General features: G+C 59.0%; 21 protein-coding genes and 1 pseudogene. 9 read left to right on the forward strand and 13 right to left on the reverse strand.

All coding sequences use genetic code 11. From position 1 onward, the window contains the following. Nucleotides 1-82: 82 nt before the first annotated feature. Together GDN70_RS13285 and GDN70_RS13290 are read right to left on the reverse strand one after the other, a co-directional pair. The gene (locus GDN70_RS13285; protein WP_152102634.1) at nt 83-418 is read right to left on the reverse strand and encodes a hypothetical protein; all 336 of its coding nucleotides are present in this window, start codon (nt 416-418) and stop codon (nt 83-85) included. A gap of 67 nt (nt 419-485) precedes the next feature. Beyond that, nucleotides 486-746: a hypothetical protein gene (locus tag GDN70_RS13290; RefSeq protein ID WP_152102635.1), complete on the reverse strand. Its 261-nt coding sequence runs from the start codon at nt 744-746 to the stop codon at nt 486-488. Between the two features lie 413 nt (nt 747-1,159). On the opposite strand from GDN70_RS13290, the gene GDN70_RS13295 reads away from it, so the two are divergent. Both GDN70_RS13295 and GDN70_RS13300 read left to right on the forward strand, forming a co-directional pair. After that, nucleotides 1,160-1,357 carry a hypothetical protein gene (locus GDN70_RS13295; protein WP_152102636.1) on the forward strand — a complete coding sequence of 66 codons (198 nt, stop codon included), beginning with the start codon at nt 1,160-1,162 and terminating at the stop codon, nt 1,355-1,357. Between the two features lie 34 nt (nt 1,358-1,391). Then, the gene (locus GDN70_RS13300) at nt 1,392-1,604 is read left to right on the forward strand and encodes a hypothetical protein (RefSeq protein ID WP_152102637.1); all 213 of its coding nucleotides are present in this window, start codon (nt 1,392-1,394) and stop codon (nt 1,602-1,604) included. Between the two features lie 52 nt (nt 1,605-1,656). Here GDN70_RS13300 and GDN70_RS35475 read toward each other — a convergent pair whose 3' ends face one another. After that, complete coding sequence (locus tag GDN70_RS35475) at nt 1,657-1,881, reverse strand: hypothetical protein (protein WP_152102638.1); 225 nt, start codon at nt 1,879-1,881, stop codon at nt 1,657-1,659. A 2,102-nt stretch (nt 1,882-3,983) separates the two neighbouring features. Between GDN70_RS35475 and GDN70_RS13315 the strand changes: the two genes are divergently transcribed. Next, nucleotides 3,984-4,712 (forward strand): outer membrane protein, encoded by a 729-nt coding sequence (locus tag GDN70_RS13315; protein WP_152102640.1) that lies wholly within the window; start codon nt 3,984-3,986, stop codon nt 4,710-4,712. A 425-nt stretch (nt 4,713-5,137) separates the two neighbouring features. Here the strand turns inward: GDN70_RS13315 and GDN70_RS35480 are convergent, their stop codons facing one another. The 4 genes from GDN70_RS35480 to GDN70_RS13330 all read right to left on the reverse strand — a co-directional run bounded on the left by GDN70_RS35480 (nt 5,138) and on the right by GDN70_RS13330 (nt 7,720). Further along, nucleotides 5,138-5,656, reverse strand: a complete 519-nt coding sequence (locus GDN70_RS35480) for a hypothetical protein (protein ID WP_244625878.1) — start codon at nt 5,654-5,656, stop codon at nt 5,138-5,140. A gap of 74 nt (nt 5,657-5,730) precedes the next feature. Beyond that, nucleotides 5,731-6,078: a hypothetical protein gene (locus GDN70_RS35485; protein WP_244625879.1), complete on the reverse strand. Its 348-nt coding sequence runs from the start codon at nt 6,076-6,078 to the stop codon at nt 5,731-5,733. A 541-nt stretch (nt 6,079-6,619) separates the two neighbouring features. After that, entirely contained in the window at nt 6,620-7,108 is a 489-nt protein-coding gene (locus GDN70_RS13325) for a hypothetical protein (protein WP_152102641.1), read from the reverse strand. Nucleotides 7,109-7,366: 258 nt separating this feature from the next. Beyond that, nucleotides 7,367-7,720 carry a hypothetical protein gene (locus tag GDN70_RS13330; protein ID WP_152102642.1) on the reverse strand — a complete coding sequence of 118 codons (354 nt, stop codon included), beginning with the start codon at nt 7,718-7,720 and terminating at the stop codon, nt 7,367-7,369. Nucleotides 7,721-8,016: 296 nt separating this feature from the next. On the opposite strand from GDN70_RS13330, the gene GDN70_RS13335 reads away from it, so the two are divergent. The 3 genes from GDN70_RS13335 to GDN70_RS13345 all read left to right on the forward strand — a co-directional run bounded on the left by GDN70_RS13335 (nt 8,017) and on the right by GDN70_RS13345 (nt 11,230). Next, nucleotides 8,017-8,991 carry a tripartite tricarboxylate transporter substrate binding protein gene (locus GDN70_RS13335; RefSeq protein WP_173015801.1) on the forward strand — a complete coding sequence of 325 codons (975 nt, stop codon included), beginning with the start codon at nt 8,017-8,019 and terminating at the stop codon, nt 8,989-8,991. Nucleotides 8,992-9,173: 182 nt separating this feature from the next. Beyond that, nucleotides 9,174-9,716: a tripartite tricarboxylate transporter TctB family protein gene (locus GDN70_RS13340; protein ID WP_152102644.1), complete on the forward strand. Its 543-nt coding sequence runs from the start codon at nt 9,174-9,176 to the stop codon at nt 9,714-9,716. A gap of 11 nt (nt 9,717-9,727) precedes the next feature. After that, on the forward strand, nt 9,728-11,230 hold the full coding sequence (locus GDN70_RS13345; RefSeq protein WP_038947223.1) for a tripartite tricarboxylate transporter permease: 1,503 nt from the start codon (nt 9,728-9,730) through the stop codon (nt 11,228-11,230). 301 nt (nt 11,231-11,531) lie between these two features. On the opposite strand, the gene GDN70_RS13350 is transcribed toward GDN70_RS13345, so the two are convergent. Beyond that, a complete protein-coding gene (locus tag GDN70_RS13350) occupies nt 11,532-12,017 on the reverse strand; it encodes a hypothetical protein (protein WP_038947224.1) in 486 nt (161 codons plus the stop codon). A 569-nt stretch (nt 12,018-12,586) separates the two neighbouring features. Here GDN70_RS13350 and GDN70_RS13355 point away from each other — a divergent pair. After that, nucleotides 12,587-12,930 (forward strand): annotated as a pseudogene (locus tag GDN70_RS13355) (tripartite tricarboxylate transporter permease); the annotation flags it as partial. 152 nt (nt 12,931-13,082) lie between these two features. Next, nucleotides 13,083-13,955 (forward strand): outer membrane protein, encoded by an 873-nt coding sequence (locus GDN70_RS13360; RefSeq protein ID WP_038947227.1) that lies wholly within the window; start codon nt 13,083-13,085, stop codon nt 13,953-13,955. 902 nt (nt 13,956-14,857) lie between these two features. Here GDN70_RS13360 and GDN70_RS13365 read toward each other — a convergent pair. From GDN70_RS13365 to GDN70_RS13380, 4 genes are all read right to left on the reverse strand, one after another. Next, nucleotides 14,858-15,520, reverse strand: a complete 663-nt coding sequence (locus tag GDN70_RS13365) for a hypothetical protein (RefSeq protein ID WP_152102645.1) — start codon at nt 15,518-15,520, stop codon at nt 14,858-14,860. Nucleotides 15,521-16,291: 771 nt separating this feature from the next. Continuing rightward, nucleotides 16,292-17,485 carry a CaiB/BaiF CoA-transferase family protein gene (locus GDN70_RS13370; protein ID WP_038947229.1) on the reverse strand — a complete coding sequence of 398 codons (1,194 nt, stop codon included), beginning with the start codon at nt 17,483-17,485 and terminating at the stop codon, nt 16,292-16,294. A 174-nt stretch (nt 17,486-17,659) separates the two neighbouring features. Then, the gene (locus tag GDN70_RS13375) at nt 17,660-17,872 is read right to left on the reverse strand and encodes a hypothetical protein (protein ID WP_312017543.1); all 213 of its coding nucleotides are present in this window, start codon (nt 17,870-17,872) and stop codon (nt 17,660-17,662) included. Nucleotides 17,873-18,402: 530 nt separating this feature from the next. Then, nucleotides 18,403-19,875 carry a hypothetical protein gene (locus GDN70_RS13380; RefSeq protein WP_049806479.1) on the reverse strand — a complete coding sequence of 491 codons (1,473 nt, stop codon included), beginning with the start codon at nt 19,873-19,875 and terminating at the stop codon, nt 18,403-18,405. A 513-nt stretch (nt 19,876-20,388) separates the two neighbouring features. On the opposite strand from GDN70_RS13380, the gene GDN70_RS13385 reads away from it, so the two are divergent. Continuing rightward, nucleotides 20,389-22,947: a M10 family metallopeptidase C-terminal domain-containing protein gene (locus GDN70_RS13385; protein WP_152102646.1), complete on the forward strand. Its 2,559-nt coding sequence runs from the start codon at nt 20,389-20,391 to the stop codon at nt 22,945-22,947. A 121-nt stretch (nt 22,948-23,068) separates the two neighbouring features. On the opposite strand, the gene GDN70_RS13390 is transcribed toward GDN70_RS13385, so the two are convergent. Beyond that, nucleotides 23,069-24,109: an acyltransferase gene (locus tag GDN70_RS13390; protein WP_038947235.1), complete on the reverse strand. Its 1,041-nt coding sequence runs from the start codon at nt 24,107-24,109 to the stop codon at nt 23,069-23,071. Nucleotides 24,110-24,121 lie beyond the last annotated feature (12 nt).

Raw genomic sequence — 24,121 nt, forward strand, 5'->3', positions numbered from 1 at the left:
GTCACTCGCCGCCGCCTGCGTGGTGGCATTCGGTATGGCCGCGCTCGTTTCCCCGCATTAGCAAGGGTGGCTTCCACCTCTGTTACTCGGATAGAGGAGTGATGTACTCCGAATGCAGGACGGTCGGTCTTGCAGCACCATCAAAGAGCACTGTAACGCCAGTGGTGCGAAGGCTGACTTCGACGACCGAGCCGACCTCGTGAGCCAAATGTGGGCATCGAAGCGACCCAAGCTCACTCATCTTGAAACGGGTGCCCACGACAAACCTATCGGCCATATGAACAATCCCAATTTCAATATTCATTATGCGTAAAGTAGCAAGTCTATATGCAATCCGAGATTCCTGCAACTTATGGCTGAATCTTTGGGAGAGCGGATTGGTTCTGGGGTGCTCCTCGTAACGGTCAGTGAATTCCATGTCGGCTGTCCGCAGCAGACCGGACAATGCCACGTCCACCGCCGCCCTCCCGGCCTCAGTCGAAAGCTCAACTGACGAGTTGTCTCGGCAACACCATCACGATGTTGATCTCGCGCTCCAATATCTTTGAGGCAATGATCGAAATGTGCAGCGCGAATGCATCCTCAATCTTCGCGGCCGTGTCCTCGTCCTTGGCGTAGACGAACAGGATGTCCCCATCGACTTCATCGAACCGCACGCCTGCTAAGAGACGGTCGAACGTCCTTGCGCCGACGATGAGCGCCATGCGGGCTTGGATTGCTTGGTCGTGGATATCGGTGAGTCGCATACGTCGAATATGGGGCCGAAGCTCACCGGGACAAGTGTTCAGAACCTTAGGCAAAGGCTCGATCTTCCCTCGGCGCCAGCATCACGGCGCATCACCGGGCAACGGCCGTTGCAGCGTCCTCGCTCATCCCATGGCGCTCGCATCCATATTTGCGCCCGTTAAGGAACTCGTTACTAGTCACTGTCACCATTTGCTGTATTAGGTCGCCACAGGCGGCAGCGCAATTCCGATAACCCAGTTTAAATACTTCGACACGCCCGGTTGGCGGTCTCTTGAAGGAGAGCCCCAATGTTTAAGGGCTTCACGGTGGCAGTTGTGGCGCTGATTAGCACAGCGCAGTTGGATCGATATCTAACCAACGGTATCAGGCACGCGTTTGGGTTTTAGATAATTCCTTTTAGCGGAGGCGCGTGATGGACATTTCATGGGCCGATCTCGATAGCGATCAAAAACGCGCCATTGCGATATTGGGAGCCGGACTTTCCATCGAACTCTGCGACCCTCTTGCCCTCCTGACGTTAAGGCGGCTCGGCCTGATCATAGGGTCCCATTTGACGGTTGTCGGCCACAATCTGCGAAGAGATGCCGTCGTGAAGAGTGTCATGGGCTAATCGTTGCGGGTGGTCATTGAGACTAGGATTGAGGATGCCAAGCGCAATCGAGCTTATTGTGGACGGTTACGTTAGCCTGAACGATAGGAGGGCTCTCGACGATCTGCGCATGCAGCGCCGGAAGCTGGCCGTGGACCTAAAGGCACGCACCGGTTTTGATTACCGGACAACCCTTCAGCAGATCGAGGAAGATATCATCGTGATCGAGGCTGGGCTGGCACAGATGGATGGTCCGGAGAAGACTTAACCGCCTAAGACCGTTCGCGTTCAAGCTGCCGGTCGGCTCCTTCGTGCTATCTCTATATAGTAAGCCGGCGTGCTCGAGCTGGGTTATCATCCCTGGTGACACGCAAGCTACGAACGTAATAGCCCTCTCGCTGAACTGCTGCCTTGATCTCGTCGCTGACTTTGAGAACTCTTTTTCTTCTCTTGCGCCATTTATTCTGAGAGCAAACTACGGGTATTGCAGAGCCTGTGCTTAGAACGAGAAAGTCGCGCTTCTCATTGCGATAGACATCAAACATTTTGCGTCCCCGCTGTTCGTATGAAATAACATGAAATATGTTTCGGCGTTTCAATGGACGAGCTTAGTATCTGGAATGTTTATGCGGGTGGTAAATCTGCAACGCCTGCGACTTTGCTTCGCCGCGTTCCGGAATTGGAACGAACCGGTGCAAAGCCCGGACCATCGTGCGTAGGTAGTAAGAAGCCAAATTCCGTCACAACTGAATGAGCAAAATGCACGCATGCTCAAAGCCACCCGATGCGATCACTGCGAAGATGAGTTCGCGCTGAGCTGACCGTTCTTGCGCCACCGCATAGGGACGGCGAGCTAGCCTGCGTCCGGCGAATCGAAATACATGTTCCTCGAGCTGTCGCGAAGCTACAGCGCGTGATAACTGATGCGCCAGCGCATCAGTGTCGTCCCGGTCGCGGCTTCCGTGTTGCGGATCGCGGGCGTCGGAAAGTCGGAGAAAGACGCTGGGCACCGCCTCAGCCTAATCGAAATTGGTTTCCGTGATTTTGAGAATTTGGTGACGGATTCGAACGTCAAGCTAGCGAAGAACGGTTGCAACAGCGGAGAAGTTCGACCGGACGGTCATCAAAAGCGGGGGACTTCGGATACCCGGCAACAGCGCCGATGCGGTGCGAGCGTTCAACACCAACTTGAACATCAAGTTTCAGGCGGGCAGTAAACGAGCTAAATGCTCGCTTCCGTAGGCGAGCCATCGTTCGTGAGCAAATAGAACTCAATGAAGATAATGGCGGGTAGGAGATACAGCCCTGTCGCAAACTCAGTATTTGAAACGTCCTGCTCCATTGGATCCCCAAGATGCCGTCTAAGACGATGATCAAGAGCAACGTGGTCAGGGTCGCAGCGGAGGCCGCCACTAGGACAATCTTGAGCAGCGTTCGCATGCGCAGACGTGAGTCTTCGAACGGCGGGCGACTGAGATGCCTCGTAAGACGCCCTTCATTGCCCCACCCGTAGCGCTTAGCGAACGGAACGTACAGGAGGCCGGCTAGGCCCAACCTTATCAGTCCAATGATCAGGTTGAGGCCGAGAAACACATAGATGCTGGACGTGCCCCCGACGATAAGGACGAGCAGAAGAGTGGAACGAATGCTGAGAGGTGACGTGCCCGCTAAGGTAGCACGAGGGCACCGTCAGCCGGCAGGTCCCCGAGAATTAGGTTTGCAGACCATTAAGGCCGCCTCTGGCGCAAAGCCGAACCACCCGGATCGCGCTGCGATGTCGGTTGTCATCGGTAGAGCCGACGGCGGGGCCGGGGTGCTTCGACGGCCGCTTGTGACCCAAAGCCTACTCGAGGCGCCCGATGTTTATTGACTCGTCGTTACTGCGGTAACGAGCCCAAGCAAAGTCAGGAGAATGGTGAGGGGATCACCGCAAGCACGCCGTCGATGAAGGCTCGGCATTCTGCGTGAGTCTTAAAGGTCCCCTTGTACTTCCCAAATAAGAAAACGGTTCGACCCTGCCCCTTTCCGAAAAAGTATCGGCCAACGGGCCGTCCGAGCTCGTCTTGGAGCTCGAGGCTGCCAAGGGTTTGCACGGTCTTAAGGTCTATCTCGGGAAGGTTGATCTTCACGTGGTCTCCGGCTCGCTAACGTGGTTCAGCTTCTTAGCGGGATGGGGGAGGCGACATTGGCAGTCACTAAGTCGCAACATTCATGGAAACGGTCGAACAGGGAAAGTCCAATTGGCTCTACAAACCGTGTGCCCCCCGCGTCCGCATGCCGCAGTTTCCGCCTCTGCCCTTAGCCGGACCACGCTTACCTCGGCGCAGCCGCGCTCGCTCCGGCTGGGCTTGTGAAGAATAGAGCACTTGTCTGACTTCATTCCAAAGCTGGCGCAAGTCCTTGAGATTCTTGTCAAAATTCTGAAATTCGGACCGCGACTAAACCCGGCCTCCCGGTGGGAAATATGGTCGATTGATGCGAGCGGGAGGCGGGGTCACTGCCCTTATTGCGCGACCCGAAAGTTCGCCTGTAGGAACCGGTTAAATGATCTCTGCTGTGGCGTACAGGTGACATGCTTAGCGCGACTCCTCGGCTATGTTGCATCATCAAATTGCTCGCATTCCATGTCTAAAAATTGGGGAAGATAATGAAAAAGCTCGCCATCGCCGCCACCGCTCTTGTCCTCGGCACCGCCGGCGCGTCAGCGGCCGATCTGGCCGCCCGGCCTTACACGAAGGCGCCGGCGCCTGTCGCCGCCGTTTACAACTGGACCGGCTTCTACATCGGTGCGCAGGCCGGTTACGCTTGGGGTGATAACAGCACCCGTGAGTTCGTCACCGCAACGGGCGCCCCCACTGGCTTCGTCCAAGGCTTCAACGCTGATGGCTTCGTTGGCGGTGGTCACATTGGCTACAACTGGCAGTTTGGCCAATTCGTCTTCGGTCTCGAGGGCGACATAGAGGGCGCCGACGTCAAGGGCGGTTATCGCCTGGCAAACACAAACGGCACGGACTTCCGGATCGACGCTCAGGCCTCTATCCGTGGTCGCCTCGGTGTAGCTTTCAACAATTCGCTGCTTTACGTGACCGGTGGTGCGGCCTGGGCGGATATGGACCACACCTACGTGCTCGCGAACGCGCTGTTCGAGACCGTCTCCACCACCCGCACCGGCTGGACAGTCGGCGCAGGCTGGGAATACGGCTTCACGCCCAACTGGTCGGCCCGTGTTGAGTACCGCTACACCGATTTCGGCACCTTCCGGAACAACTCCACCGTCTCGTTCCCCGGCTTCTCCTACGAGCACGATCCGGTGTTCCACACCGTGCGTGCGGGTGTCAGCTATCGCTTCGGCGGCCCGGTGGTCGCGAAGTACTGATCTGCCCAACCCGATCAAAATCAGCAGCTCAAAGCCCCGGCGTCGTCCGGGGCTTTTTGTTGTCGGATAGTGAGCAGCTCCTGCGAGCGCCAGCATTCCGCTTCAGGGCCTTCAGCGACACCTTCAGATGTTCTCGGTGGATCATCAGCGACGAGTGGCGGCTTCAATGAGCGGCGCGATAGGATTGGAGCGGCGGAAGCGGTGGCGATGTCAGCTTTTGGGCTCATAGCTGACCCGCCGCGGCGTCCGCCGATCTGTCCGCTCGTGGACCCTGAGCAGACGTGGCGCTGCTTAGCGCCGATTAGCAACTCCAGGATACGCAACGCCAATACGCACGTCCGATTGCAGCACTTTTAGCTCGGCGGCGCTATCACCCGCTTTCGCAGATATCGAAGAGAAGACGCACCAAGTGCCGAGAGTTGAACTCAACGCAACCTTTCCGGGCCGCTGGCCGAGGCGCGATGCGACTCTTTGAGGAGCCGCACCGTCATTGCCGTGGCAAGGCCTGTAGCGATCAAGTAGGCGGGGGACATGTTCCACCCGCTTCCTGCGAGCATTAAATAGCACAGCACCCCCGCAGCCGACACGGTAAAGCCAAGCCAGGCAAGCCTGGGAACGCGAAATCCACTTTCTTCGCCCCGCCAAAGATCAAGCACGAGATAGAATGCGAGAAAGGTGTTGCAGAGCGCTGCCGGCGGCAGACCCATGGCGATCCCGCGATCGTATGCGAGATAGGATAATACACCGTCGACTTGGGCAATAACCGCGAACGGCAGATAGCGCAGATTGATGCAGGACAGGGCGATGGACGCAAGTTCGAACGCGTAGAAATAGCACTCGTGCATCTTCGGCAGTAGGTACGGCATGAGCATGAGCGATACACACGCGACAAGCAGAATAAACTCCGGCTCCGAGCGCTTGGAGCGCGCGATGAAAACCGACAACGCAAGCCCACTCGCCGCTGCAAGCACTACGCCTACGGCGACTCCGATTGCGTACGGTGTGCCCGAAGCGAATATCAGATGTTCGCTGCACTTATGAAGAGACGATCAAAAGTGTTAATCTGGTCCATATAGACGCTGAGCACGGAGACAAAGGATCTGCTCGCGACGAGAACTGGAATGGCGAGGAGCAGATAGATCCCAGGAACAGTGGCCAGCCACGCTACATGGATCCTGCGGCGCAGAATCATGCCCAATACGAAAGGGCTCAAGAATACGGCCTGGGCCTTCACCGAAAAAGCCACCGCGAACGGCAGAATGCCATTCCGGTCTCGCATGAATAGCGCCACGGACAAGCGCGCGTCGAACTGGAAGGGCAAGTCCTTCAAGAGACCGCTGCATTGCGCCTCCATGTCCAGTCCCAACGCGCCTCCGACAGCCGTCGCCCAAGCGATCTCAATAATGCCGGTCTTTGCACGTCGCGCAGGCGTACAATACCGGTTGTCAAGGGAGCCGGTTGGCTATCTTGCCGTCCCAACAAAGTGTCCGTCTGCCTCGCCGTCCTTAGTGAATCTTGGACAGACGCAAAAGCCTCCCGGTGAGCTGCGGGTTGGACACATGACCTTTGGTGTACCCGACGGCAGTTCGGAAGCATTCACGAGGCATTGCGATTTAGGTTTTGGATCCTGCGACCCACCCTTGGCGAACACGGCTGTACCAGCGCCGGCCAGCATTAAAACAATAAGGACGTCTTGAAGGAAGCTCATGCGGAGTCCTTATAGCGGTGGCAATCAATTGAGCGGTTCTTCAACAGGATCGAGCAACATCATCGGATAGCGACGCGCTACGGCAAATTTACTGCCAACTGCCTCGCTGTTCCATTTCGCTAATCAGGCTATGGCTCGGCGCTAAACTAAATAAGTCCAATCCTAATTTGATGCCGCGGAACCTTGGGGAGCTTTAGTTTCATTCCTCGCGCCGATGAGCCTTCCGCCGCGTCTGTGTCTCGCGAATTTCTTGGTAACTCGTCGCTTCATCTATGAGGCGCATCGTGCATGAGCGTGCGAGCTGCTTAGCGATAATTTGGGCGCGGTTGGCGATGCCGTGCTGAGTGGCTTTTAGGACTCCAGCATGTTGTGCGCGCGCAAAGACATCGCAGGCCTTTGGCAGGAAGTTCGGCGCGTACCCGAACGCCTTAACGCCCTGCTTGGTGCGGAATTCGATCTGGTCGGCTATCGCGAAAAGGTCTTCGCCGATAAACGGCCTGAGACTCTGCACTGTCAAAAAAGCAGGGAGATTGGGGCCGCTCCTGTAACGTCCTTTGGGCGGGCGAATGCGGCCTAGGCCCACCATGAAGCCAGTCTGAGTGATCACGCGCTGCCCGTTGTCGAGGACCGCAACCTCAATCTCGATGGTTCCGAATTGAAGGATGCCTTCATGCGTCGCTTGCGGCAAGTGTCTCGCCCAGCGGGCTTTAGCGGCCTTCCGAGCTATTTCCCTGCGCTCGTCACGTGATAGGGCGGCTGCCCTTGCGGCGCCGCCAGCGGCTCGGGCGGGAACTCCCCACTGGACTTTCCACCGCGTTCTTCGCCGCTCGTGGTCGAGGTCTAAACTTACTTTTCTACGCGTATTCATATTTCAGCAATATGGTCAGATCCGAAAATTGCAAGCGCTGCGTGGAAGCAAAAATCGGCTTAGGGAAGCGCAACAATGTTACGCCGCGAGCAATGCCGGATCATTCAGTACAGCCTTAACGCGTTCAGGTGAAGAGCACTGCCAGACTGTTGTACAAAAGGCCCTCAGCATCATGTCCTTGCACCGAATTTGTGGAACCGGCCGAACCGTTGCCGCTAGAGCTTGGGCAACACTTAGTGCCTGATAGATATTTCGTTCTTGGTAGAGCTTCGGGCCAAAGAGGCCTCCCAGCAATCCGCCCCAAAAGCTATGCCTGTGCGAACGCACCAAGACGCCCTTCTTGCCCACCGAGATCCAGCAGGCGTCTCCGCTGTCCAATATGATTGTCGCGTCGTGGCCGAATTTTTCGTTGATATAGAGCAGGCGCGGCATCACTCATCACTCTTAGCTTATTTGTATTTTCGGAAATTACGCTTAATCGAATTGGCCCATTTCTAAAATAAGTTTAGGCCTTAATCAGGGCCACGGCTAACTCCGCGAGCCCGGCGGATCGCTTGTAGCTCAGGTGCGCGAGGCTTGTCTCGTTTCGGATCTCATTCCAAAGTCATAACGGGGATGACGTCGGATGGCTTGAACTTGGCCGGATTCGCCAGCACAATGGTCGTTGAATTCATCTCTGAATTTCCAATCCGAACAAGAACATAGGGAAGACGCCCGTGGGACATGGAATGAAGGCCGCAATTGCGCTGACAGTAGCGCTTTGCGGCACGCCGGCTGTTGCCGGCTGGGAGCCGGCAAAGCCCGTCGAGATCGTGGTGGCGGCGGGCGCGGGCGGCGCCTCCGACCAGATGGCGCGGATGATGCAGGCCGCGATCCAGAAGAACAATCTGATGAAGCAGCCGATCGTGGTCTCGCTCAAGGGCGGCGCCTCGGGTGCGGAAGCGCTGATGTACATGAAGTCCAGCGAGGGCGATCCGAACAAGGTGCTGATCGCCTATTCGCTGATCTACATGCTGCCGCTGTCGGCCAAGATCCCGTTCAACTGGCGTGAGCTGACCCCGGTTTCGGTGGTCGCGCTCGACCAGTTCGTGCTCTGGGACAACAGCGCGGGCCCCAAGACGGTGAAGGAATTTGTCGCGGCCGCGAAGGCCGCCAGCGCGCCGTTCAAAATGGGCGGCACCGGCTCCAAGCGCGAGGATCACGTGCTGACCGTCTTCCTCGAGCAGAAGACCGGCGCAAAATTCTCCTATCTGCCCTACAAGTCCGGCGGCGAGGCCGCGACCCAGCTGGTCGGCAACCACACCGAAGCCAACGTCAACAATCCATCCGAAAACCTCGAAGTCTGGCGCGCCGGCCAGGTTCGTCCGCTCTGCGTGTTCGACAAGGAGCGCATCTCCTACACCAGCAAGGTGACGGACACCCAATCCTGGGCTGACATCCCCACCTGCAAGGAGGAGGGGGTCGACGTGCAATATCTGATGCTGCGCGCGATGTTCCTGCCCGGCAAGGTGACGGCTGAGCAGCAGGCGTTCTACGTCGATCTGTTCCACAAGGTGACGCAGACCGCCGAGTACAAGGACTACATGGAGAAGCAGGCGCTGAAGCCGGTCTTCCTCACCGGCAAGGACATGGTGCAGTTCCTCGAGGAGGATGATGCCATCAACAAGTCGCTGATGACCGAAGCCGGATTCGTCGCGAAGTAGTCGCCTTCTTCACTTCGCCCCGCTTGCGGGGATTGGTCGGATCGCATCGTAAGATGCGATCCGGGTGAGGGGGGACTCTCCGCGAGCTCAACTTTCACCGTCACTGTGGAGACTCCCCCTCACCCTGACCCTCTCCCCGCAAGCGGGGAGAGGGGATCAGCCGCAGCGTTTGTTGTTAGAGCATGTCCCAAACCGATCTTGAAATCGTCGTCGACGATCCGACCGCGCCTGAAGACGACTCGCCTTCCGTCGTCTCCTCCGGCACGATCGAGATCGTCGTCTGCCTGCTGCTGCTCGCGCTGGCCGTCACGCTCGGCTACGACAATTGGCGCACAGGCGCGTCCTGGGATTCGACCGGGCCCGAACCCGGTTATTTTCCGTTCTATCTCTCGGTCATCCTCGGCGGCGGCAGCCTCTACGGCCTGATCGTGGCGCTGCTGGCGCGGCGTGCGGCGTCCGGAACCTTCGTCACGCGCGCACAGGCCCGCCGCGTCATGGCGGTGTTCGTGCCGACGCTGCTGTTCTGCCTCGTGATGCAGTTCCTCGGCCTCTATGTCGCGAGCTTCCTCCTGATCTCGGGCTTCATGCGCCTCGTCGGCAAGATCGCGCTGTGGAAGTCGCTGCTCACCGCTCTTGTGTTCACGGCGATCATGTTCGTCACATTCGATGTCGCCTTCGACGTCATCATGCCGAAAGGGCCGCTCGAAGCGGCCTTCGGCCGTTAGGCAGTCCCGCGATGGAAGCTTTCGGTCTCCTGCTTCACGGCTTTGCCGTCCTGCTGACGTGGAAGACGCTCGTCCTGATGATGGTCGGGCTGGTGCTCGGCATCTTCGTCGGCGTGCTGCCCGGGCTGGGCGGTCCCAACGGCGTTGCCATCCTGCTGCCGCTCACCTTCACGATGGATCCGACTTCGGCGATCGTGATGCTGTCCTGCATCTATTGGGGCGCGCTGTTCGGCGGCGCGATCACCTCGATCCTGTTCAACATCCCCGGCGAAGCCTGGTCGGTCGCGACCACCTTCGACGGCTATCCGATGGCGCAGCAGGGCAGGGCGGCGGAGGCGCTGACCGCGGCGTTCACATCCTCCTTCATCGGCTCGCTGGTCGCGGTGCTGCTGATCACGTTCCTCGCGCCGATGATCTCGTCCTTTGCGCTGAAGTTCGGCCCGCCTGAGTTTTTCGCGGTTTATCTGCTGACATTCTGCTCGTTCGTCGGATTGGGGCGCGAGGCCAAGCACAAGACCGTAATCTCGATGTCGCTGGGGCTGCTGCTCGCCGGCATCGGCATGGATACCGTGTCGGGCAATCTCCGCATGACCTTCGGCTCGCCGGAGCTGCTCCGCGGCATCAACTTCCTGGTGGCCGTGATCGGCCTGTTCGGCATCAGCGAGATCCTGCTGACGATGGAGGAGCGGCTGGCGCTGCGTGGGCACGCCGCCAGCATCTCGCTCCGCGTCGTGCTCGGCGTCTGGAAGGACCTGCCGAAATACTGGGCGACGCTGCTGCGCTCCTCCTTCATCGGCTGCTGGCTCGGCATCACCCCCGGCGGCGCGATCGCGGCCTCCTTCATGGGCTACAACCTCGCCAAGCGTTTCGCCAAGGATCCCGAAAGTTTCGGCAAGGGCCGCATCGAGGGCGTGTTCGCGCCGGAGACGGCGGCGCATGCGTCAGGCACCTCGGCGCTGCTGCCGATGCTGGCGCTCGGCATTCCCGGCTCGGGCACCGCCGCGATCCTGCTCGGCGGCCTGATGGTGTGGGGGCTCAATCCGGGGCCGCTGCTGTTCGTCGAGCACAAGGACTTCGTCTGGGGCCTGATCGCCTCGATGTATCTCGGCAATGTCGTCGGCCTCGTGCTAGTGCTGACGACCGTGCCGATCTTCGCCTCGATCCTGCGCGTGCCGTTTGCCGCGGTGGCGCCGATGATCGTGGTGTCCTGCGCGATCGGCGCCTACGCGATCCAGAACGCGATGTTCGACATCTGGCTGATGCTCGGCTTCGGCATCGTCGGCTACGTCTTCAAGAAGATCGGCATTCCGCTGGCGCCGTTCACCCTCGCGCTCGTGCTCGGCAATCGCGCCGAGGATGCCTTTCGTCTGTCGATGATCGGCTCCGGCGGCGACCTCAAGGTGTTCTGGTCGAACGGCCTGGTCGGCTCGATCACGACGTTGGCGATCGTCCTGCTGTTCTGGCCAGTGATCGACGGACTCCTTACGCGTTTGGGACGGAAGCAACGGAGCTAGAGCTATGCAAGGGTAAGGCAAATATTTGGCCCGGCATGGAAGCCCGCATGCGCGGGAGGTTGTGAGCTGATGGCGTCTCTCTCTCTCTCTCTCTCTCTCTCTCTCTCTCTCTCTCATGGTGGTTGGCTCTGTGGCATTTTCTGACGGGCTACCCGGCAACAAGCTGCCATGACTTTGGGCACCGTCTAGTTGACGCCCGGTTTTGGCTCAAAGCCGAAGTGTAGGTGAAGCGTCAACGGAGAGAACTGCGCATTCTTCATTGAATGACGAATTAAAATACCGGCCGCCAGTGCTGCCGGAGTCAATGGATGTTTCTTGCGAGTACGGCAATCGTTCCGGCGAATGCGAGTTGCGAACCCACGCCAAATAGTCCTGTCAACGCGCGCTTAGAGTGTATCCACCAATGGAAGCGTTGCAGGACGTGAAGCAAGCCACGCGGGTAAAGGGTGTGAGCGAATTGCAACGCGTCTGGCAACATTGCGGTGGAGGCGCCGATCGCAATTGTCCAAATTGATCCTTCCGCTGCAAACATCCAGAGCGCAAGGCCGAGCCCGGCGCAAGCATCAATCCCGATGATTGACAAATCCCTCAGCGTCGCGCGGCTGAAGGACAGGCGGCGATTGTTGGCACCTTTGCCTAGACTTATCGAGTGAAGTGGATAGTCCCAATGCGGAATTGCATCAATTGCAAAATGACTTGCGAACCCTGCGATCGCCGCGGCTGCCGGGTGCAATGGAAACAGGCTGGCGATCGCGCCACCGACGATCGCATGCGTACTCAGGATCATCTGATTCTCTATTTACTGCAGGAATGGTTTTGGATGGGAACAATGGCATTAACTACCCTAGTCATATCGTGGTCCTCCGAGGTTGCTGCGATTTGACCTAGGGAGATCATCTTGCGCTAACCGTTGGAAAAGAGAATGTTAGACGTGATTGTCGGAATTGGCCTTCGGATCAAAACCGGCCTCGGTTGCACGAGCGGCTGTTAGAGTCCCGAAACTGCGGCGACAGGAAGCAGCGGAGCGGGATCTTCGCTCTCTTGTTGCAGCAGATACTATCGACGAGGACAGCAGCGAATAAGCAGGCGACAACCATCAAGCCGGTAAACACGGCGAGAAACCAATTTGTATCATCTTCTTCAACCTCGCGGCGTTCACGCGCCTCGCCACCCCAGGCCGACGTCGGCAAGGGCACGGACAGTACCCTTTCGACTTGACGGTTCAAGCCCTCGCTGCTCTTAGAGGCATGACATGTCGGGTTCAGCGTGATCGCCCGCATGTTGCCGTTTATATTCTAGAAAGTCGGAACTGCGCCGCGGTTAGGCCGACTGCTCACGCCGGCGTGCTGGGCGCCGCAGATGATCGTGGTATCCTGCGCGATCGGCGTCTACGCAATCCCGAAATGCGATATCGCCTCTGGCTGATGCTCGGCTTCGGCGTGGTCCGGCCATTCTTCAAGAAGATCGGCATTTCGCTCGCGCCGTTCACCCTCGCGCTCGTGCTCGGCAATCGCGCCGAGCATGCCTTTCGTCTGTCGATGATCGGCTCCGGCGGCGACCTCAGGGTGTTTTGGTCGAACGGCCTGGTCGGGTCGATCACGACGCTGGCAATCGTCCTGCTGTTCTGGCCGGTGATCGACGGCATGCTTTCCCGCGTCGGATGGACGCAGCGGACCAGGGCGACATTGCAACCCAAATAGCCTTTTAAATCCAAGAATATAAGGCAAGCGGTGTCGTTGTAGTCCGGGTCACTACACGCCGCGATTGTTTCCGGATGTTGCTGCCGCGGCACAGCCTTTGGGCAGGCGGTGGCGTATGTTTCGATCACGAAATCGTGCGGAGGGGGTTCTCCATGAAGCGGATCGTGATTGGACTGGCAGCGGCCATGTCGCTGTTCGCGACGGGCGCATTGGCTGCTGATATCGCAGCAAGACCCTATGTGAAGGCGCCCATCGTCGATCCGGTGTGGAGCTGGACCGGGTGGTATGTCGGCGCCAATGGCGGCTACAGCTGGGGCCGCTCGCGCACCGACGTCTCCTATTTCAACTCGGCAACCGGCTTGGCGATCGTGCCTCCGGCCGGCTCCATCACCAGTGGGTCGTTCGACATGAACGGTGGCGTTGCCGGCGGCCAGGCCGGTTACAACTGGCAGAACGCCAACTGGGTCTACGGCATCGAGGGCGATCTGCAATGGTCGGGCGAGAAGGGTCGCACCGGCTTCGTCTGCGCCGGCAGTGCCGTGTTTCCGATCGCCGGACCCTGTCTTCCCGGCCTGACGTTCCTTCCCGCCGGCGCTGCAACCAACACGATTCTGACGATCGACCAGCATCTGCAGTGGTTCGGCACCGTTCGTGGCCGCGTCGGCATTCTGGCGACCCCCAAGGTGCTGTTCTACGGCACTGGCGGTCTGGCCTTCGGCGAGATCAAGACGACCGGCACCATGACCGGCTTCACTCCCGCAGGCGTGGCGATCGCCTCGATCGGTTCGAACTCGACCACGCGCGCAGGCTGGACCGTTGGTGTGGGTGTCGAAGGCAAGATCACCCAGAACTGGAGCGCCAAGCTCGAATATCTCTACATGGATCTTGGACGCTTCTCGTCCGGTCCGTTCACGCTCGCACCGCTCTCCACGGTCAGCGCCAACGCCTCCTCGCACTTCACCGATCACATCCTCCGCGCCGGCATCAATTATCAGTTCGGTGGCCCGGTGGTCGCCAGGTACTGAGCACGCGCAGAGATCAACAAAGGCGTCTCATAACAAGCAAAGCCCGGCTCGCGCCGGGCTTTGTCGTTTTCCGGCTTGAGCTGCTGCTAGAGCATCGCGCGCGCACGCGGCCGAATCCTCCGATCGACTTGATCTTCGAACGCAGGACGCGGTCCGAGTAATTCTTCCCGATGGTCGCCGCACTGAATCTGCCGCGCAGGTGAGCAGGCAAGGTCATTTTTGAGCTGGTCATAGCAGCGATCGCCATGCTGCTCGTGGCGCAGGCCTTTTGCGGTTCCGCACTTCCACAAAGGGCAGCCCATTGCTCTTCTCCATGGTGGCGGTTTCGGGCTAAATTTGAAGTCTTTCCACGCCGGCTGCTAGACTGTTGGCTCTGCGCACCAAAATTGATTCATCCCATCACGGTCGGCGCGCCGCCGAGCTCCTGCCGCGGTCCGTTGGGGTTATGGAAGGACGGTGCCTGTTCTCTGCAGGTGCGCTTCTTGCCCGTGAGGTCATCAATGTCATTCGGTGTGTCCGCCGAAGGGCAGTCTCAGGGCCGTCGTGAAATCGTTTTGAACCATCCGCCGCGGTGGTTTTGGAACTCGGTCGCCGCCGCGACTCAGTCCTCGGCCACTTTCAGTAATCCGACACTTTCGGACTCCACCGGCGCGCGTCCTGCGTACTCAAGGAAGATGCGTTCAAGTCTCAGGAGCCCCTTATTCCTTGTTCATCTCGGTCATTTTGCTAACCATCGACCATTACTGGCCTTAGTTTTGTAAACCGCTTGAGTTTTCAGAACCTGAGAGGGGTGAAACTTTGGCCGCGGGAGCTGCCTCGTAGACTCCGGCCAACTTCCCTTAAAAGTTCGTGCACGCCAAGCCCTATGATGAGGAGAGCGACAGCGCTTGCCGAGACACCCTTCACGCGCTTCCGGCGAAGCAGAAGTGCTGAGTGCCTCGCTCGCGCGGGTCCGAGCCGCGCTCGATCAGAGCGTAACCTTGATGCGCAGCGACGAACGCGTTCTCGGGGATCCAGCGTTTAGTGTACTTCACCAATTTATGGTTTCCCGTGGCCATCTCGCCTGGCCCATTGTGACTGAGGAACGATGTCTGAGTCTCCTCCCTGGCCGATCCATTGCTAATGGGTACACGATACCAAACCATTTTGGTGGGTCGCGCAGCGCACAAAGCCTCCACAGTACCAATCGCATCGTCGACATACTGGATCGCGCCATTCGAATGCATTAGATCGATGCTTCCGAGCCAGTCGGCGGCGTGTTCGATATCGCTGAAAAACATCAAGCGGTTCGTTGCCAGCTTACTTGCACGACGTACCATTGCCGGCGTCTCAACAACTGCCCAGCGAATATCCGGGGACATTTGTCGCGCAACCTTGTAGTGGATTCCAGCCCCGCCGCCGAAATCGAGCACCGATCCTACGTTCGCAACGAGCGGCCAGTTCTCTTCTGCCTGGAAGGCGACCGTCTTGCGAAAGATTGTCTCGACAAGCTCTTCGTTTTCGTAGCCCTCGATAACTCCTTGGGGCGGGAAAAGCCTCAGACGCAGCCTGCGCATCAAATTCATCGGCAAGTAGTTCCAGTGTCTTTGCTAATCTTTCCAGATACAATCAGAAACTGTAAGAAATGTACATCCGCCAGATGCACACCAAAAGCACATCAACTTATGCGGCGCTGTGACGCGTATCTTTGATGTACGAACTAAAGTAGGGGGCCGAACTGGGGTGTTGAACCACGCCCGTGCCGAATCCGAAATCGACCACCACCTAATCGGCCTGCTGGCCGAATTCCGGTGGGGCGGGAGCCAAGATCCTGGGCGTGACGCGCAGGCACCGCGATCAATTAGTCTAGTCACTTGACGCAAGCTGATCAATTGACACGCTTTCCAACAGCTCTCGGAAAGGCCAATCTCGACGCCCTCGGAACCTTCTGCTAGTTTAGCGTTATCGACCTCGCAAGGTGCGCTGTGATGCATGAAGCGTCGATTCGATTGAGCTGTTTGCTGCTGGCGTACAGAACGAGGGTTGTGGGGATTGCCGCTGTTGTCGCGGGCAGTTTAATCACTTCATCCTGTGTGAGCTCTAACGATACATCCTCGAACTCAAGAGTTGCGACTGGTGCCCCTTGGGCGCGAGATCTAAACGAGCCGCCGCCGAGTCGACCGCCCGCACGGAAACCCGACTAGATCCTACAAGGCAATCACCCAGATTTCCGCCATCAGTGCAATTGTCTCCTAGTTGATTGCTTCAGGGTGAGACCCCATCACTTGGAACAGTGCCGATTGGCTCCCGTTTACCCTTCGAAATGCGCATGCGAATTCGCGTTCAGAAGAGCAACCTTAGATGACGCGAGCTTTTCTCAGCCTCGCGATCTCGTCAGCGGCCAAGCCGAACTCCATCAGAACCTCTTCCGTCTGCTCGCCGAATTCTGGCGGCGGCGCCACCATCCTGCTCGGCGTGCGCGACATCGTCACGGGCTGGCCGACCAGGCGGATGTGGCGGTCCTCGTCGTTCGGCACGTCCTGCGCGATGCCGAGATGCTTGACCTGCGCGTCCTCGAACATCTGGTCGATCGCATAGATCGGCCCGCAGGGCACGCCTGCCTCGTTGAGCTCGCTGACCCAGGTCTTGGTCGACTTCATCACGGTGCGCTTCTCGATCTCGGCGTTGAGCGCGTCGCGGTTCTTTGAGCGGGCCGGCGCCGTCGCATAGTCGGGATGCACATAGAGCTCCGGTGCGCCGATGGCCTGGGCGCAACGCTCCCAGATCCGCCCGCCTGTCGTAGCGATGTTGATGTAGCCGTCGGAGGTCCTGAACACGCCGGTCGGAATGCTGGTCGGATGGTTGTTGCCGGCCTGCTTGGCGACCTCCTTCTCCATAAGCCAGCGCGCGGCCTGGAAGTCGAGCATGAAGATCTGAGCCTGGAGCAGCGAGGTCTGCACCCACTGGCCCTTGCCCGAGACCTCGCGCTCGAGCAGCGCGGTGAGGATGCCCATGGCGCAGAATAGGCCGGCCGTCAGGTCCGCGACGGGGATACCGACCCGCATCGGGCCTTCGCCCGGCGCGCCGGTAATCGACATCAGCCCGCCCATGCCTTGCGCGATCTGATCGAAGCCGGGCCGCTTGTGATAGGGGCCGTCCTGACCGAAGCCGGAGATGCTGCCATAGACGATACGCGGGTTGATTGCGGCAAGGCTCTCATAGTCGATGCCGAGCTTCTTCTTCACGTCGGGCCGGAAATTCTCGACCACGACGTCGGCCTTGGCGGCGAGGCGCTTGAACAATGCGAGCCCGCGCTCATCCTTCAGGTTCAGCGTCATGGCCCGCTTGTTGCGGTGCAAATTCTGGAAGTCGGAACCCCGGCGAGGCCCGCCCGGCTGCTCGCCGCCGGCATCCTCGGTCAGCGCGTCGATCTTGACGACATTGGCACCCCAGTCCGCCAGCTGCCGCACGCAGGTGGGCCCGGAGCGGACGCGGGTCAGATCGAGCACGGTAAAGCGCGACAGGGCTTCCGAGGCATGCGGAAAGGGCATCTTGAGAGGCTCCGGGACAGATTGCAGGCCTACCATAGAGCCGAAAGGTCATCCGGCAAGCGGAGACTGGAACAGCCAGCCATGCGCCGTGGCCGAACAATCGGCGCCGTGAGTCATCGAGAACCTGGCAGCAGATGAGGTCGCGTGCGCTAATCGTCGGACGAGCGATGCTGCTTAGTGCGACAGACGCCTAAGATCGTCACGCGCCTTCGCGGCGAGCGGGTCGTCACCATGGCGCGCGATAAAAAGCTCGTAGCCTTCCACCGTGTCCTTGCGGCGGGCGGCGTCGTATTCCTCTGCCACCGCGGCGGAAGGATCCCGAGCGCTAGGAACGGTTGGCGAACGCGCCTCGCTGGCACTTTTGGCCGGTTTGGCTTTCGAATCCATAACAGGCACTCCTCCAGAGCAGGCGAGGGCGAACAACGCACCGAGAGCCCAGGCTGACAGCAATATCTTCATGTCTTTCGCCGACTCGAATTGGTGCGGTACCTGGCCACAGGCCGCGCATCCTTGCCGATGGAGCTTTGACAGAGCGACTGTATGAGAGTGCACACTGCTCAAAGGCGCCTTTAATTTCAAGACTCGCGGTGCATGTCATTAATGATTTCTGAATCGTTTACGACGTTGTTCAGGAAGGGGCAATGCCCCGACTGGGCTGCGCGAGGTGCCGTTCAAGCAGGGTGGTCGCAGTGAGGTGCTGACGCTGCAGCGGCCACACATGCGACGGCGCCTGCTGGTCAGGTTGCAGCCATAGCTCCGGCTGCACATGCCCGATTAACAATCCCGGCGATCGCAAGCCCATCGCTTGCTCCGTTCGTGCGGGGCTCGACGCCGAAGGCGGACCCGCTGTGATGCCTACGGCGCCCGGCGTGGCAAGGGCTGGCGCAGCTGGTACCCGAACTCTTTCCCAAGTCGAGCTACCGCGCACCGTCGCTCGGTGGGTCGACAGCGATCAATTCCTTGTTGTGATAGTAGCGCGCCACGCACCCGATATTGCTGGTAATATCCGCACTGATCAGGGTTGCTGGCTTCCAGCGATGCCTCGGCACTTTGACCACTTGATCGGGACTCGACGCGAGCAGTCCATCTCGCGCAACGGCCTCTTCCCAAAAGGCGTCGAAGGTTGCCCTTTCAAGGCGTAAGCGCGAACCGGTCGTGCTGAAATAGAGCGAGATGGCAATCATCGCGTTTAGCAGCAGGGGCCAGACCGGCTTGTCGAACGAGATAGAGGCGCCGCCGAGAGCGAGCTTCTCGCGAAGCTGTGGCCAATAGATCCTGGCGAGAAAAGCCGAGGAAAGTGTGAAACCGAAGACGATCAATATTAGGGCCTGGTTCTGCGCGCGATCGACGAGGCGCGCGCCAGTGATCAGCTGGTGCAGAAAATACTCGAAATACCAGCAGCCGAGGCAGACGGCGACAATACCCCAAGCCAGCCATTTTTCTCGACGGCCATCCCGCTTTTTCGGCGCAGGTATGGCAGTCGAAACGGCGACCACAAGTACGAGCCAGCCGATCAGCGATGGAGAAACCAGGAGAGTTCCCAGGTCGATCAGAGAAAATTCGAGGCCGTCTCTGATTGAGAAGCTCAGGTCCCAACCACTGTCGACGGCGGCCATCCGCTGGCCGTTACCGGGGGCCGCAGCGACGATTAGCCACCCGATCACGACAGCCGCTGCAATAATGCAGTGATGACCGCCCTGCATTTTCTGCCCAAAAGCAAACCGGGCGAGCAGGGAGGCCGCTAAAATCGCCACGAGCCAGACGGCGGTGAATTCGTTGCAGGTCGCCGAAAGAAAGGCGGCGACGACTGCCCATGTCGTTGCTTGAATCGAGAACTTCTGCTCGCGATCAATTGCGTAAACGCACTCTCCCAATATCAGAATTGTAACTAATCCCGGAGGCACGTAGCAGGCTAGTCCCGGCAACCAGTAGAGAAGGTCATGCGCGCTTGGCGTTGCTCCGGCAATTGCCGCGGGAAACCCGAGCATCAGCACAATCAATGCCGGGCCGCCGACGTTCGGCCACATCCGCACCATGGCAAAGGCGGATCCGGCGATGAACAGGAGAGCGAAGGCGATCAGCGTCGCGACGTAAGCCGGCAAAATACTGCTGCTCGCGGCTTGCGCTACTGCGGCTGGAATCTGAATGATCAGAAGCGGGACAATGCGCCCCGACAGACCGGTGTAGAAATGGAGGACGGTCGGTACGAAGCCGTAGCGGACATTCTCGTAGGCAAAGCAGAAGTCGTCGTGCTCGGGCGCACCATAAAGCGCCACCAAGATGAGGGCTGTCAGAAAAATGAATGGGCCTGCACACGCAAGCAGCCACGCCGACCGGGCAAACGATCGATCTGTCGAGAGTTCGGCCTTGCCAGCAAAATTGGACGACATGCGCCCCAAAACCTTACGCTAGTGAGGGCCAGCATCACCCCGCGCCGTGCATGACTGCTTTTCCGCGCATAGTCCAGATCGGCACAAACGGTATTGACAACTCTCGGCCGCGTCGCTGTCACCGAGGCCTGCGGTGGAGCTATCTGATCGGTTGCGCTGAACGGTGCAGCGCGGTTCGGTTCCACGCCCGTTTCCAGGTGCGGATGGGAGCCGGCGGAATCAACTTTAATGCTACCGATCGCGATCCGCAGCCCCCCCGGCGCTTATCCCCTTCCGGACCAAGACTGGTTCCTCGCCGGGGAACGGTCGACGATGTATCTGATTGATTTTATTTGTGATTCTGGTTTTTTGAGCGGAATATTCGCATTTCTCGTCACGTCGTATGAATACGGGATCTCAGCCATTTTACGGGACGGGCGGGCACGTCGCCAAATTTAAACCAAACCTACACCTCTCTAGCTAGAATCATGCGCCAGCATCAGAATCCCGCCACGCGTTGATTTGGAGAGACACTTGGCCACCACAGTCTTAGTCAGTGCCACCAACAACGCCGAGATCGACGGCCTGCTGTCCGGCTACAAATGGACCGGCACAATCACCTATAGTTTTCCTGACGCATCCAGCGACTACCCCAATCCCTATTACGGCGGCAGCAGCGAGCCGACCACCTCGGGCTTCGCTTCGGCGCCGAGCGCGATGCAGTCGGCGATCAACTACGCGATCGGGCTGATCCTCAGCTACACCAACGCGACGATCCAGTATAACGGGACCGGCAGCGCCGACATCATGATCGCGCAGTCGCCCTCGGCCAATCCGACCTCCTACGCCTACTACCCCGGCAACTATGCGGCCGGCGGCGACGTCTGGTTCGGTACCAAGTACAATTATTCGCTGGCGCAGCTCGGCAACTACTATTTCACGACCGCGTTGCACGAACTCGGTCACGCCCTCGGACTCAAGCACAGCCAGGAGACCGGCGGCGTCGCCAACGTCGCGGTGCCGAGCGCACATGACGATAGTGAATACACCGTCATGAGCTATCGGAGCTATGTCGGCGCTTCGACGTCGACTGGCTATACCAACGAGGCCTACGGTTATCCGCAGACCTACATGGCCAACGATATCCTCGCGCTGCAAACGATGTACGGCGCGGACTACACGACCCAGAGCGGCAACACGGTCTACACTTGGAGCCCGACCACGGGACAGGAGTTCATCAACGGCGTCGGGCAACCTGCCGACGGCGGCGGCATCGGTGGCTCGGCCAACCGTGTCTACGAGACGGTCTGGGACGGCGGCGGCGTCGACACCTACGACCTCTCAAACTACACGACGAACCTCAGCATCGATCTCAATCCCGGCGCCTCGTCGGTGTTCTCCACCGTGCAGCTCGCCAATCTCGGCAACGGCCATTACGCGTCCGGCAACGTCTACAACGCCTATCTCTACAATGGCGATGTACGCTCCTACATCGACAATGTCACGGGAGGCTCGGGCAACGACACCATCATCGGCAACGCCATCGCCAACGTGCTGAAGGGCGGAGGCGGCAACGACACGATCACCGGCGGTGGTGGCAACGACACCATCGACGGCGGTGCCGGCACCGACACAGTGGTCTATTCGGGCAACAAGGCCAACTACGCCGTTACATACAATTCGTCGACGCAAACCTTCTCCCTTGTCGACCTGCGGTCGGGTTCACCCGATGGTACCGACACCGTCACGAACCTTGAGTATTTCCAGTTTGCCGACGGCACGCTCTCGAGCAGCGCCCTCGCCAATCCCCCTGTATCGATCGAGGCGATAGGCACCACGAGCCTGTTTCAGAGTGGCAGCAACTTCTACATGTCGCCGGTCGGCGGCGGGGTAAAGGTAGATCTGAAATATGGTGGCTCGCTGGTCACGGCGGGTGCGTTCGGAGTCTGGACACCGGTGGGCGCCGAACAGACCGCGAGCGGATTTGACGTCGCATGGAAGTCGCCCGGCTCCAGTCAGTTCATCATCTGGCACACCGACGCCAACGGAAATTATCTGACCAACTCCGGCGTGGTGTCGGGCAACAGCACTACGCTAAAGCAGGCAGAGACCAGCTTGCATCAGGATCTGAACGGAGACGGGACGATTGGCGTGCCGGTCACGACCATTGAAACGTCAGGTGCGACCGGCCTCGTCGAGAACGGCGGTGGTAACTACTACATGAACCCGGTTGCGGGTGGGACGGGACCCGCGCTGAAATACGGTGGAGCACCGGTGGTGGCGGGGCAGTTCGGAGTGTGGACGGCGATCGGCGCCGAGCAGACCGCGAATGGATATCAGATTGCCTGGAAAGCGCCAGGCACGAGTCAGTTCATCATCTGGCAAACCGACAGCAGCGGCGATTATCAAACCGACACGGGAGTTGTGTCAGGTACCAGTCGCACGCTGGTGCAGGCGGAGAGCAGCTTTCATCAGGATCTCAACGGGGATGGGACAGTCGGCCCCGTTGCAGCGACTGCGACGGCCATCGAAAGCTTCGGAAGCACGAGTCTGGTGCAGAGCGGCGCGAATTTCTGCATGAATCCCGTAGGCGGTGGTCCTGGACCAGAGTTGACCTACGTCGGTTCGCCGGTCGTGGCCGGGCAGTTCGGCGTTTGGACGCCGGTTGGCGCAGAGCAGACCGCGAGCGGATTTGACGTGGCGTGGAAGGCGCCTGGCTCTAGCCAGTTCATCATCTGGCACACCGATAGCAGCGGCAATTATCGCAGCGACACTGGTGTGCTCTCGGGCGCCAGCGCAACACTGCAGCAAGCGGAGAGCAGCCTTCATCAGGACTTCAACGGGGACGGGACGATCGGCGTTCATGCCTCGGCGCCGTTGGCTGCGGTTCCGGCTGCAGGCAGTTTCGCTTTCGCGACTGATACTGCCAATACTGCAAGCTTCCACTTCGACACTCCGGACGCGATGCCTGGTCCAAATCCAGACGTCGCCAATGCAGTGTCGCCGGCCGAGCAGCTGCACGATGCAATCGCAACCTTGACGTTGGCCCAGTATCTGGCCGCTCTGCATCTCGATCATCCGCTACTTGTCTGACGGCGGGCGTCGGGCGATCGCTGCGCGAGCCAGTCGCGCAATGCCGATCGTCGATGCCGAAGGCAATGTCGAACGGGCAAACGGATCCGGGGGTCGTTTCGGCGGAGCGATTGCGGCGACGCTATGCTGATTCTTGCATGTTGATTTTGATTTGAGGTGCTGCGCCACCGTAGAACGTCGTTCGGCGCCAGCGATCGATCCGCTCTTGAACCACGATCTCAAAAATCGCGGCGGTGAGCGCTGAAAGCGACAGCACCAGGATGAACATCCCGACGATTGCCGGTCGCGAAGCTGCGTCGTAGGTGAACCATCCCAACGAAATCAGCACTTCGATAATCAGAACGTGTACCAGATATACGCCGTACGAAATATCACCGAGAAAATTCGAGATCGGCTGGTTGGAGTGCGCGAAGGCAGTTGGCATCGAGATGGCGATCGCCACGATCATTGCTACGTTTGGCAAGATGCCGTCGAGTTCAAAGGCTGCAAAATGGCTAACGCAGAGATAGGCTGAGGTCAACAAGAGCAGGGGAGCTGCAGTTGATTTCGGCCACGTTAGCCCATCGCGGAGCCTGAACAGTACTATCCCGAGGATAAAGTAGCCAAGCTGCGAATAGAAAGGAAAATAGGCGCTCCTCCAGTTCCCAGAGATCACAAAGTATGTTTTGAGGGTGAATGATAGGAAGGCGATCGCGATCAGCTGCCGATTGCGGCATTTCAGAAGTAACGGGGTGAGCAGGTAGAAGGCCAATTCTGCGCTGATAGACCAAGATTGGCGAACCGGAAGCAGGAGATTGGTTCGCTCGTTGATCGCGATCAGATCCTGGCCTAGCAAAGTGATGTTGGCGAGCCAGGGGGCATCGGCTGCGCCAAACGCATTGAAAATGGCAGTCTTGTTCGTGGCCAGGCCGCTGAGCCAGAACAGCCAGGTCAAGGTAAGAACGGTCAGGTAGAAAGGGATCAGCCTGAGGTATCGGCTCAACCAGAAGAGCAGCGCCGAAAACCGCCCCTGATATCTTGGATAGGCGGCCGCCATGTAAAAGCCGCTCACGAAAAAGAAGGCCTCGACCGCGGCCAGGCCGCCGACCGTCTGATATACCCGATGGAATTGGCAGTGGTAAGCGACGACGACAGCTGCCAGTAAGAAGCGTAACCATCCCATCCCGCCGCCATG

The sequence above is a fragment of the Bradyrhizobium sp. TM102 genome, from assembly GCF_009176685.1.
Classification (GTDB): Bacteria; Pseudomonadota; Alphaproteobacteria; order Rhizobiales; family Xanthobacteraceae; genus Bradyrhizobium; species Bradyrhizobium ottawaense.

Bases quoted from the DNA above. Each gene is read 5' to 3' on its own strand.
- GDN70_RS13360 (WP_038947227.1), top strand. From the start codon at position 13,083: ATGAAGCGGATCGTGATTGGACTGGCAGCGGCCATGTCGCTGTTCGCG.
- GDN70_RS13335 (WP_173015801.1), top strand. From the start codon at position 8,017: ATGAAGGCCGCAATTGCGCTGACAGTAGCGCTTTGCGGCACGCCGGCT.
- GDN70_RS13295 (WP_152102636.1), top strand. From the start codon at position 1,160: ATGGACATTTCATGGGCCGATCTCGATAGCGATCAAAAACGCGCCATT.
- GDN70_RS13330 (WP_152102642.1), bottom strand. From the start codon at position 7,720: ATGCCGCGCCTGCTCTATATCAACGAAAAATTCGGCCACGACGCGACA.
- GDN70_RS13300 (WP_152102637.1), top strand. From the start codon at position 1,392: ATGCCAAGCGCAATCGAGCTTATTGTGGACGGTTACGTTAGCCTGAAC.
- GDN70_RS13315 (WP_152102640.1), top strand. From the start codon at position 3,984: ATGAAAAAGCTCGCCATCGCCGCCACCGCTCTTGTCCTCGGCACCGCC.
- GDN70_RS13390 (WP_038947235.1), bottom strand. From the start codon at position 24,109: ATGGGATGGTTACGCTTCTTACTGGCAGCTGTCGTCGTCGCTTACCAC.
- GDN70_RS35475 (WP_152102638.1), bottom strand. From the start codon at position 1,881: ATGTTTGATGTCTATCGCAATGAGAAGCGCGACTTTCTCGTTCTAAGC.
- GDN70_RS13340 (WP_152102644.1), top strand. From the start codon at position 9,174: ATGTCCCAAACCGATCTTGAAATCGTCGTCGACGATCCGACCGCGCCT.
- GDN70_RS13375 (WP_312017543.1), bottom strand. From the start codon at position 17,872: ATGGATTCGAAAGCCAAACCGGCCAAAAGTGCCAGCGAGGCGCGTTCG.
- GDN70_RS13380 (WP_049806479.1), bottom strand. From the start codon at position 19,875: ATGTCGTCCAATTTTGCTGGCAAGGCCGAACTCTCGACAGATCGATCG.
- GDN70_RS13350 (WP_038947224.1), bottom strand. From the start codon at position 12,017: ATGATCCTGAGTACGCATGCGATCGTCGGTGGCGCGATCGCCAGCCTG.
- GDN70_RS13290 (WP_152102635.1), bottom strand. From the start codon at position 746: ATGCGACTCACCGATATCCACGACCAAGCAATCCAAGCCCGCATGGCG.
- GDN70_RS13285 (WP_152102634.1), bottom strand. From the start codon at position 418: ATGGAATTCACTGACCGTTACGAGGAGCACCCCAGAACCAATCCGCTC.
- GDN70_RS13370 (WP_038947229.1), bottom strand. From the start codon at position 17,485: ATGCCCTTTCCGCATGCCTCGGAAGCCCTGTCGCGCTTTACCGTGCTC.
- GDN70_RS13345 (WP_038947223.1), top strand. From the start codon at position 9,728: ATGGAAGCTTTCGGTCTCCTGCTTCACGGCTTTGCCGTCCTGCTGACG.
- GDN70_RS13365 (WP_152102645.1), bottom strand. From the start codon at position 15,520: ATGAATTTGATGCGCAGGCTGCGTCTGAGGCTTTTCCCGCCCCAAGGA.